Genomic DNA, 10,147 nt, shown 5'->3' with positions numbered 1-10,147 from the left:
GGAAGCGTCATGCCCCGCCTGGCGCCGCGTAACCCTGCGCGAACGTGTTGCCGGTCATTCTCGCCGATGGGGTGGATCACGTCTGCGCCACCGAGGGATACCCGCCGACGGGACTACCAACCCTCCGGGCCCCGAGCGCCGCCGCGGCCGTGCGCGCCTGGTCAGCGGCCCTCGGGTGCCCCTAGGATCTGCGGTTATGGGCAAAGGCGTTCACATCCAGGAGCTTCCGGGGCTCGGCACCCGTTACGACGTCGACCTCCGCTCGTCCGACGGCGAGCGCGTGTCGATCGTGGTGTCGCGTGACGGCAAGCGCCACCTGTACGTGTTCACGTCGCGCAGTGACGAGCCGGCCGCGGTGGTCGAGCTGACCGAGGAGCAGGCCCGCAAGATCGGCGCCGTCCTGGCCGGCACCTTCTTCACGGACTGAGCGGAACGGAACACGTGCACGCGAACCTCATCGGGCTGGGCGCCCTGATCCTGGTGGCCGGCCTGCTCGCCCGTTTCGGGCGGCGCCTGAGCCTGCCCACCGTGCCCTTCTTCATGCTGGCGGGCATCCTGCTCGGCCCCAGCACGGCCGGCCCGGTCGCCTTCGAGCACCCCGCCGACCTCGACATGCTGGCCATGTTCGGGCTGGTCATCCTGCTGTTCCACCTGGGCCTGGAGTTCCCGGTCGAACAGGTGCTGGGCAGCGGCAAACGGCTGTTCTGGGCGGCCGGTGCGTACATCGGCCTCAACATCAGCGCCGGCCTCGGGCTGGGCTTCGCCCTGGGCTGGGGCACGTCCGAGGCGTTCGTGATCGCCGGCGCGGTCGGCATCTCGTCGTCGGCGATCGCCACCAAGCTGCTCATCGAGATGCGCCGGCTGGCCAACGCCGAGACCCCGGTCATCCTGGGCATCATCGTCATCGAGGACCTGTTCCTCGCGTTCTATCTGGCCCTGCTCAGCCCGATCCTGGAGGGCGCGGGCTCGGCCGGCGAGCTGATCCTCAACATCGGCCTCAGCTTCGCCTACCTCGTGGCGCTGTTCGCGGTGGCCCGCTGGGGCGCCCGCTGGATCGGCCGGGTGCTCGACAGCCGCGAGGACGAACTGGTCGCGATCATCATGGTCGGCCTGGTCGTGCTGGTGGCCGGCCTGTCCGCCGAGATCGGCGTCTCGGACGCGATCGGCGCGCTGATGATCGGCCTGGTGATCGCGCGCACCTCGGTCCGGGAAAGGGCCGAACGCATCACCGTGCCGCTGCGCGACGTGTTCGCCGCGATCTTCTTCATCGCGTTCGGCCTGAGCATCGACGTCGGCGCGATCGGCTCGGTCCTCTGGCCGGTGCTGGCCGCCGTCGGCATCACGATCGTCACCAACGTCACCGCCGGCCTGATCACGGCCCGGTTGTTCGGGCTCAACCAACGCGGCGCGGCCAACGTCGGCCTGACCGTGCTCGGCCGGGGCGAGTTCTCGCTGATCCTGGCCACGCTGGCGCTCGGCGCCGGGCTCGACGAGCGGGTCGGCCCGTTCATCGCGCTCTACGTCCTCATCCTCGCGGTTCTGGCGCCGATCTTCGCGGCGAACTCGAAGTACCTGGCCCGGATCATCCCCGACCGCGTGCTGCACGACCGCTGGCGCTACGTGCGGGAGGAGACGATCAGCACCGCGTGCACGCACCTCGACCGCATCCAGATCACCGAGACCGACATCGACGAGTGCGCCGAGTGCGTCGATCTGGGCGACACCTGGGTGCAGCTGCGCATGTGCCTGATCTGCGGCGCGGTCGGTTGCTGCGACGACTCGAAGAACAAGCACGCGACGGCGCACTACGAGGAGAGCCGGCACCCGCTGATCCGTTCGCTGCAGGAGGGCGACGGCTGGCAGTACTGCTACGAGGACCAGTCCCTGGTGCGCGAACCAACCGGCTCCAGCCGTTCCTGACCGCGTACTCACTGAAATCTGAGCGCTCCTACTCACGTGTCCGCACTGCCCGGCACGGAAGGCTGACACGCATGAACGTAGGGATCACCGGGGTCGCGTACGCCCTGCCGGCCCGGACGGAGCTGACCGACGACCTGCAGCAACGGGTCGCGGACGGCCTGCCCGTGCCGGCCGGGCTGTTCCGCCGCACCACCGGCATCGTCCGCCGGCACGTCGCGGCCGACCACGAATACGCCTCCGACCTGGCCGTGGACGCCGCGACCAAGGTGCTGGCCGAGACCGGCGCCGACCCGCTCGACGTCGACCTGCTGCTGTTCGCCAGCGCCACCCGCGACATGACCGAGCCTGCCACCGCGCACATCGTGCAGGCGGCGCTGGGCAGCCGAGGGCACGCGCTCGACGTCACCAACGCCTGCAACAGCTTCCTCAACGGCATCGACCTGGCCCGCTCGATGATCCTGGCCGGCCGTGCCCGCAAGGCCCTGGTCGTCACCGGCGAGACGCCGACGAGGGCGATGCGTCCCCGCCTGCAAGGGCTCTCCCAGGCCCGTACGGCGTTCGCCGGTTACACGTTCGGCGACGCGGGAGCGGCCGTGCTGGTCGAGCCGGTCGGCAGCGGCGGCATCCTCGACGTCGACACCGAGACGCACTCCGAGCACTGGGAGGCCGGCGGCATCTTCGGCGGCGGCTCCCGGCACCCGCGCAGCGTCGAGCACACGTACTTCACCGGCGACGGCGCCAAACTGCGTACGGTGTTCGAACGCATCGGCGCCGGCCTGATCGAGCGGGTCGCCGACCGTACGGGCTGGGGTTGGGACGACTACGCCAGGGTGCTGGTGCATCAGGTGACGCTGCCCTACCTCGAACGGTTCGTGGCGGTCACGGGCGTCCCGCGCGACAAGCTCGAGGTCACGGTCGACGAGCTGGGCAACATGGCCTCGGCCTCGATCGGGGTGCAGCTGGGACGCGTACGGGGGGAACTGCGCGCCGGCGACAGGGTGCTGATGATCGGCCTCGGCGGCGGCGTGAGCCTGATGACGATGGTCTGGGAGGTCTCGTGAGCACGCCGCTGTGGGTGATCGTGCCCGCCTACAACGAGGCCGCCCGGATCGGCGCCACCCTCGACGCGCTCGCCGCCCAGACCGACACCGACTTCACGCTGCTGGTGGTCGACAACAACTCGACCGACGAGACAGCCGAGATCGCCAGCGATTTCCGAGGCCCGTTCCCCACGTACGTGGTGATCGAGCGTGAGAAGGGGGTGGGGTGCGCGGTCGACACGGGGTTCCGGCACGCCATCGCCGCCGGCGCGCAGTTCCTGGCCCGTACGGATGCCGACTGTCTGCCCGCCCCCGGGTGGGTCGCCGCCGCCCGCGCGGCCCTGACCGAAAGCCGGGGCCTGGCCTGCGGACGGATCACCGCCCGGCACGACGAGCACGGTTTCGCCGGAAGAGCGTTCTTCCGTACGTTGGTGGTGCTGGCGGCGAGCTTCGGCCGGATCCGCCCCGCCCACCGCGGCCCCGAGTTCAAGGCGCCCTACCGCATGCACGCGGGCAACAACATGGCGATCACGGCCGAGCTGTACGAAGCGTGCGGCGGCATGCCCCGGCGACCCTCCCCCACCGACCGTACGTTCCTCAACCGCGTACGCCGCACCAGCCCGGCCATCGTGCACAGCCGGCACATGGTGGTGGCCAACTCGACACGCCGGATCAAGGCGTACGGGGTTCTGGGCACCGCCAAGTGGTACCTCGACAAGGGCAGCGGCACGCGTACGGCGGACCCCCGCTGATGCTGGCCGAGTTCATCGCCGGGCTGCGCGAGGACGACGACCGGCCCGCCCTGCCCGGCGTCCGTCGCGGCGAGCTGGCCCGGCTCGTACGGGGGTATGCCGTCGCCCTGGCCGCCGAAGGGCTCGGCGCCGGCGACACCGTGGCGCTGGCCGTCCGCCCCGGCGCCCGCTCGCTCGCCACCCTGCTCGCCGCGTACCACCTCGGCATGCGCGTCGCCGTGGTCGACCCGACCGCCGGCCCCGACGTGGTACGCGCCCGCCTCGCCCTGGCCGAGCCGCGCCTGGTGCTGGCCGACTCCGCGGCGCAAGCGGTGGCCGGCTGGGCGGCGCCCCTGGCCCGGCGGGCGCATCTCGCGTTGCCCTCGCTGAACACGATCGCTCCCGTGCGGACGATCGGCCGCCGGCTTCCCCGTGCCGCGCCGTCCCTGCGCCCCGCCCCGGGTGCGTTTCCCACCCCGTACGAGGGTGACGGCGACGCCGTGGTCGTGTTCACCTCGGGAACCACGAGCCGGCCGCGCGCTGTTGTGCACACCCGCGCCTCGATATCGGCCGGCATGACCGCGGTGCGCGACCTCGTACGCCCCGTCCCCGGAGCGCCGGTCCTCGGCGGCACGTTCTTCGTCCTGCTGCCGTCCCTGGCCGGCGGCGCCCCGGTGGCCCCGCCGACGAGGCGCAACCTGCGCCGCCTCCAGCCACAGGCCGTCTACCTGACGCCACCCCAGGTCCGAGCCGCCCTCGCCGCCGGGAGTCGCTTCGACGGCGCGCGCGTCTACAGCGGCTCCGCGCCCGTGAGCGCGTCACTGCTTTCAGCCGTACGCCGGGCCGGGGCGCGCGAGGCGTGGGGTGTGTACGCGCTGACCGAGGTCTTCCCCGCCGCTGCCGTCGAGTCGGCGGCCAAGACTGCTTACTCCGGCTCCGGTGATCTGGTGGGTGAGCTGCTGCCCGGGGTCTCCGGCCGGGTCGACGACGACGGGCAGCTGCTGCTGGCCGGGCCCACGGCGGCGCACCGCTACCTGGGTTCGGAACCGTTCTCGTGGGTGGCGACCGGGGACATCGGACGGGTCTCCGGGCGCACGGTGGTGCTCGGCGGCCGGGCCAAGGACATGATCCTGCGCCGGGCCGAGAACATCTATCCGGGGCTCTACGAGCCGTCGCTGCACGTGCCGGGCGTGGAGTTGGCGCTGCTGGTGGGGGTGCCCGCCGAGGACGGCGACGAGCGGGTGGTGGCGCTCGTGCAAACCGCGGAGGGCCGGTCGGAGGACGACGTGCGGGCGGCGTTGCGGGGGCCTCTTGAGCGAATGGGGTCGGCTCGGCCGGACTCCGTGGTGTTCGGGCCGGTGCCGGTGGCGGGGCGGTCGCGGAAGCCGGATCGTGCGGCGGCTTCGGAGTTGGCCGCCCGCTTGGTCACGGGAGCGGGGCGGGTGGCTCGGCTGTCCACAGGGTCGGGGCCGGTCGCTCGGCTGTCCACAGGGGGCCTGGGCGCGCTTCGGCAACGGGGTAGGGTGACGGCCCACCCTGGCCGGGAGGGGGAGGTGGCGGCTGCTCCACACGCCACGACCGACAAAACGGACCCGTCCACAGGGCGCCTGCTTCCACCGCCGCAGCGCGGTAGGGTGACGGCCCACCCTGGCCGGGAGGGGGAGGCGGCGGCTGCTCCACACGCCACCACCGACAAAACGGACCTGCCGTGAGCGCGGCGGCGGATCGGCCGGCCGTGAGCGGTCGAGCGCGCCGGCGGGACAGGCGGGTCTACCTGAGCAGCCACCCTTTGCTGTTCGCCCTGCTCGCGGCGACCCGCGGCCGGCCCGTGCTGCGGCTCGGCGGCACGGTCCTGGTACACGGCACGGAGGCTTTCCGCACGACGCTGGCCCGGGTGCCGCTCGACCGCACTGCGGCGGGAACGACCGGAGGCGCAGCCGGAGAGCTGGCCGGATCGGGGGCGCTCTTCGACCAGCAGGGCGACGACCACCGCGGCGCCCGGCGCGACACAGCGGCCATGCTGGGCTCCGCAGGGGTGGCGAGGCTGCGTCCCGTCTGGATGAAGCTGCTCGACGACCGCCTCCCGGCGCTGGCCACCGGCGGCGAGGTCGACCTGGTGCCGCTGGCGGCCGAGATCGCGGGAGCAACGGCTGCCGAGCTGCTGCACCTCGACGTGGACCCGGTCGAGCTGGCCTCTGCGGCCCGGCTCGCAGCCTCTCGCGCGGCCCGCGCCCACCTTCCAGGGCCCGGCCGGTGGCGTGCCGAACGCTCAGCGGCCACCGCGGCCGCGCAGCTTGTCGACCTGGTAGCGCCCACCGGCTCCGACGAGGCGGGCCTGCGGTCGATGCTGGCCGTCGCCGCGATCAATACGACCGTGGCGGCGCTCCCCCGGGCCGCTGCCTGGGCCTGTGACGACGGCCTCTGGGATCATGCGGGCAACCCGGCCCTCACCGACGAGCTGCTGCGTGTCACCGCCCCCACGCCCCTGCTCCCCCGCGTTGCGGCCGCCGAAGCCGAGGTCGAGGGCTGCCCCATCCGCCCCGGCGATCGGCTGCTGCTGATCGCCCGGCACGCCGCCGGGTCGCACCGGCGCGATCCCGACCCGGTCGAGCCGGCCTCACCCCGTACGGCTCAATTGGTCTTCGGCACCGGAGCGCACGCCTGCCCCGGGGCGGCTCTGGCCCGCGCCCAGCTGACCGACTTCCTGCAGGCCCTGGCGCCGTGTCGGCCGGTGGTCACCCGGGCGCGCGCCGACCGCCGGGCCGCCCTGCCGGGATGGCGAACGCTACGGATCAAGGGCACTTCGTGAGGGTCGCGATCACGGGTGCGAGCGGATTCTGCGGCGGCGCGGTGGCCAGGCTTGCGGCCCAAGAAGCCGACGTCGTCTGTCTCGGCCGGCGGCCCGGCCCGGTCGGCCGGCACGTCTTCTGGGACGCCACCTCGGCCACCCCGGATCTGGCCGGCGCCGACGTCGTCATCCATCTGGCGGCGGCGGTGGGCGACAGCGGGCCCTCCGAGGCGTTCGCGGCCGTCAACGTCGACGGCACCCGGCGACTGCTCGAGGCCGCCGGCGGGCGCCCGGTCGTCTGGGTCAGCAGTGCCAGCGTCTATCGGCCGGGCCCCTACGACGGCCCGGTCCGCGAGGATCACCCGACCGGCAACCAGAGGACCCCGTACGGGTGGACGAAAGCGGCCGGGGAGAAGCTGGCGCTGGGCGCGGACAAGGTCGTGCTGCGTCCCCGGGCGGTTTACGGCGACGGCGACCCGCACCTGCTGCCACGGCTCCGCCGGACCGTACGGGGAAACAGGGCCTGGCTGCCCGGGCCGGATGTGCCCCTCAGCCTGACGGCGGTGGAGAACCTGGCCTCGGCGTGCCTCGCCGCTGTGACGTGGCCGGCCGGGGCGTACAACATCGCCGACGCGCGGCCCTATTCACGGGATGCCGCGATCACGGCGGTGCTGGGGGTGCCGGTACGGCACGTGCCGATCGCGCTGGCCCGGGTCGCCGCCGTGGTTTCCCCGAACCTCACCCCGTACGCGATCGATCAGGTCACCGACGGGCTGGTGCTCGACATCGGCAAGGCGCTGTCGCGGGGCTGGAGCCCGGTGGCCGCGCTCAGGACGTCTTGACCACCCGGGAACGGGCCACGGTCTTGGCGTAGGTCGCGTCGCTGTCGGCACGGCTGGTGACCGCGTCGACCGAGAACACGTAGCGGGTGTCGCGGTCGAGCCCGACGATCGTGGCCGTCCTGTACCCGCAGGTGGCGCCGGGCGTGACGATAGTCCAGCCGACGTCGCGCTGCTCGCCGAGCCGCGGGTCCTGACTGATCGCGGTGATGCGGTATTCGACCAGGTCCGCCGTGGCCGGGTCGTACCAGGTGACGGTGCCGCTGGTGTCGCCCGCGGAGGCGTCGGCGCCGTTGATGATCTGGCTCTTCACCGGCGGGCAGGAGTAGCTGCCGGTCGGCTTCGGGGCCGGGGTGTTCGTCGGCAGCGGCAGGAAACCGCTCGGGAACGGCGTCGGCGTGCCCGCGGCCCGGCTCGGCACGGCCGACGGCGTGGCGCTGCCGTTCGCGACGACGAGCCACGACTTGCCGGCTGCTTCCTCGGCCTCCTTCGTCGAGGCGCCGTCGCTGCCGCATCCGCTCAGCACGAACGGCGCGAGCACGAGAAGTCCCAGCCAACGTCGACCCACGAACAACCCCTTCCGTCCAGCGCTTCACAGAATCCGTTCGGTCATGCCGGCGGATCCCTTAGCGCTCACCGGCGAGGGCTCAGCGACCTCTCGGGCTCGGCGGGCGACCGCTTGAACGTCTCGCGGGTGCGGCGGGCCAGTTCCTTCGTGGCGGTCGAGTTCGCCCAGGTGCCCAGCACTATCGACGCGCCGGGGATCACCTTGGCGAACATGCGCCTGGCGGCTCGGACGCCGGCCATCTGGGCGAGCTTGACCCCGAGGCGGACCATCACGCCGCTCAGCGGACGGTTCTCCGCCCCGGCGAACAGGTGCTCGGCGCGTTCGCGACCGGCCGCGACCCCGAGCGCGAGGCGGGCCGTCTGGGCCGCTTTGTGCACGCGCTGGAGCACCAGCAGGTCGGTCGCCCGCTCGGAAGCGGACGGGTCGTGCCCGTAGGCGGCCGCGATGTGCAGCACCATGCGGGCCTGGTTCCAGGCCAGCACGCCCACGTCGAGCACCGCGCCGGGCAGGCCGGTGGCCCCGGAGACGGCGCCCGAGATGCGGGCCAGGTTGGTGAAACGCTTGATCGCCAGGTCGGCCAGCTGCTCGGGAGTGTGTCCGGGGTGTTCGGCCCGTGCCCGCTCGGCCCAGGCCGCGGCCTCGGGGCCGAGACGCCGTACGGCTTCGAGCGCGAGGTGTTCCGGCGCGTACTGCGGGTCGGCCTTCATCCGCTGCCAGAGGGAACCGGGAGGCGCGGCTGTCTCGTTGTCGGTGATCGTGTCGGACAAGTGTGCTGAGTCGGTCACCAGATCGCTCCGAGGGGGGAAGGGAACGTTCCTGATCCATTGTGCCGTGCACATGCACGTGCACGCGAGGGTTTCGCCCCCGTAGTGCCCAAGCTGAGATCTGTCTTACCGATTACCCGGAGCGTGACGAGCGAACGCCCGGTGGCCCGGCCGCGCCCTACCCCGCTGCTGGTGGCGGGCGCCGTCATGCTGCTCTCTGCCATCGTGCTCCACGCCGTCAACGCCCCTCATCAGCGGTTCAACCCTGGCTGGGGCCGCTCCCCGGCATCGTCCTGCCGCTGGTCACGGTGGCTGCGTGCGTACAGCCGGCCCCACCCTGCACGAGATCGTCACCCCTGGGCCTGAAGGCTGAGGGCGTCGAGACCGCCGAGCAGGCCGGCACTCTTTACGCGCTGGGATACCGTTTGGCACAGGGGTACCACTTCTCCCGGCCTCTGCCGCCGGCAGAGGTCCGCTCGCGACTCTCCGAGGGCGAGTTGGCAAGATCGACGAGTGCCCGGAATTAATCCCCGGGACTGGTTGTTCGCAGGTTTTGCCCCTCAACGGAACACAGGAGGTCCTCGACGTGCTCGAACCCGACGAGCTCTACGAGCTGGCCGACGACCTGCCGGAGCTGGACGAGCCGGTGCTGGTCCAGGCCCTCACCGGTTTTGTCGACGCGGGCTCGGCGATCCAGCTGGCACGCGAGAACCTGCTGGACCGGCTCGACAGCCAGGTCGTCGCGACGTTCGACCTCGACCAGCTGCTCGACTACCGCTCCCGCCGCCCTCCGATGATCTTCGACGAGGATCACTGGGTCAGCTACGAGCAGCCCAGCCTCGCCCTGCACCTGGTCCGCGACCAGCTCGGCACCCCGTTCCTGCTGCTCGCCGGCCCCGAGCCCGACCTGCAGTGGGAGCGTTTCATCGCCGCCGTCACGGGCCTGGTCGACCGCTTCGCCGTCCGCCTGACCGTGGGCCTCAACGCCATTCCGATGGCCGTGCCGCACACCCGCCCGGTCAGCGTCACCGCCCACGCCACCGACAAGGCGCTGCTCGGCGATCGCGAGCCCTGGCTGCAGAAGGTGCAGGTGCCCGCGAGCGTCGGCAACCTGCTCGAGTTCCGGCTGGGCGAGAACGGCCACGACGCCATGGGCTTCGCCGCGCACGTGCCGCACTATTTGGCCCAGACGACCTATCCGGCCGCGGCCGAGCTGCTGCTCGACTCGGTGTCGGCCACCACGGGCCTGGCCCTGCCGACCGGTGAGCTGCGTGAGGCGGCCAAGGTCGTCCGGGAGGACGTGGACAAGCAGGTCGCCGACGACGAGCAGGCCGGTCGCCTGGTGTCCTCGCTCGAGGCGCAGTACGACGCCTTCCTGCGCGGCCGCGAGGGCAACCTGCTCGCCGACAACGACCGGCCGCTGCCCACTGCGGACGAGCTGGGCGCCGAACTCGAACGGTTCCTGGCGGAGCAGCAGCGCCGCGAGAACGAATAGCT

At 72.4% G+C, this 10,147-nt stretch carries 10 protein-coding genes; 8 read left to right on the top strand and 2 right to left on the bottom strand.

Features of this window, described 5'->3' with window-relative positions; translation table 11 throughout:
- Positions 1–196 precede the first annotated feature (196 nt).
- From C8E87_RS25800 to C8E87_RS25770, 7 genes are all read left to right on the top strand, one after another.
- Positions 197–427 carry a cation:proton antiporter regulatory subunit gene (locus C8E87_RS25800; RefSeq protein WP_133875474.1) on the top strand — a complete coding sequence of 77 codons (231 nt, stop codon included), beginning with the start codon at positions 197–199 and terminating at the stop codon, positions 425–427.
- A gap of 14 nt (positions 428–441) precedes the next feature.
- Entirely contained in the window at positions 442–1,920 is a 1,479-nt protein-coding gene (locus C8E87_RS25795) for a cation:proton antiporter domain-containing protein (protein WP_239080014.1), read from the top strand.
- Positions 1,921–1,991: 71 nt separating this feature from the next.
- On the top strand, positions 1,992–2,981 hold the full coding sequence (locus tag C8E87_RS25790) for a 3-oxoacyl-ACP synthase III family protein (protein ID WP_133875473.1): 990 nt from the start codon (positions 1,992–1,994) through the stop codon (positions 2,979–2,981).
- Positions 2,978–3,712, top strand: a complete 735-nt coding sequence (locus C8E87_RS25785) for a glycosyltransferase family A protein (RefSeq protein ID WP_133875472.1) — start codon at positions 2,978–2,980, stop codon at positions 3,710–3,712. Before C8E87_RS25790 ends, C8E87_RS25785 begins: the two co-directional genes overlap by 4 nt.
- Positions 3,664–5,403, top strand: coding sequence for a class I adenylate-forming enzyme family protein (locus tag C8E87_RS25780; RefSeq protein ID WP_243755160.1), 1,740 nt, complete (start codon positions 3,664–3,666; stop codon positions 5,401–5,403). The genes C8E87_RS25785 and C8E87_RS25780 overlap by 49 nt, the downstream gene beginning before the upstream one ends.
- A gap of 23 nt (positions 5,404–5,426) precedes the next feature.
- Entirely contained in the window at positions 5,427–6,500 is a 1,074-nt protein-coding gene (locus C8E87_RS25775) for a cytochrome P450 family protein (protein WP_133875471.1), read from the top strand.
- The gene (locus tag C8E87_RS25770; protein WP_239080015.1) at positions 6,497–7,321 is read left to right on the top strand and encodes an NAD-dependent epimerase/dehydratase family protein; all 825 of its coding nucleotides are present in this window, start codon (positions 6,497–6,499) and stop codon (positions 7,319–7,321) included. Before C8E87_RS25775 ends, C8E87_RS25770 begins: the two co-directional genes overlap by 4 nt.
- Here C8E87_RS25770 and C8E87_RS25765 read toward each other — a convergent pair.
- Entirely contained in the window at positions 7,308–7,886 is a 579-nt protein-coding gene (locus tag C8E87_RS25765; protein WP_166661240.1) for a fibronectin type III domain-containing protein, read from the bottom strand. The genes C8E87_RS25770 and C8E87_RS25765 overlap by 14 nt on opposite strands.
- Before the next feature lie 65 nt (positions 7,887–7,951).
- A complete protein-coding gene (locus C8E87_RS25760) occupies positions 7,952–8,671 on the bottom strand; it encodes an EcsC family protein (protein WP_239080016.1) in 720 nt (239 codons plus the stop codon).
- Between the two features lie 565 nt (positions 8,672–9,236).
- On the opposite strand from C8E87_RS25760, the gene C8E87_RS25750 reads away from it, so the two are divergent.
- A complete protein-coding gene (locus C8E87_RS25750; RefSeq protein ID WP_133875467.1) occupies positions 9,237–10,145 on the top strand; it encodes a proteasome assembly chaperone family protein in 909 nt (302 codons plus the stop codon).
- Positions 10,146–10,147 lie beyond the last annotated feature (2 nt).

It is taken from the genome of Paractinoplanes brasiliensis, from assembly GCF_004362215.1.
GTDB classification, from domain to species: domain Bacteria; phylum Actinomycetota; class Actinomycetes; order Mycobacteriales; family Micromonosporaceae; genus Actinoplanes; species Actinoplanes brasiliensis.
The sequence above is the reverse complement of the archived record's forward strand: the minus strand, read 5'-3'. Positions and strand labels throughout refer to the sequence as shown.

Excerpts from the sequence above, each read along its gene's own strand:
- C8E87_RS25800 (WP_133875474.1), top strand. The coding sequence starts at position 197 with ATGGGCAAAGGCGTTCACATCCAGGAGCTTCCGGGGCTCGGCACCCGT.
- C8E87_RS25790 (WP_133875473.1), top strand. The coding sequence starts at position 1,992 with ATGAACGTAGGGATCACCGGGGTCGCGTACGCCCTGCCGGCCCGGACG.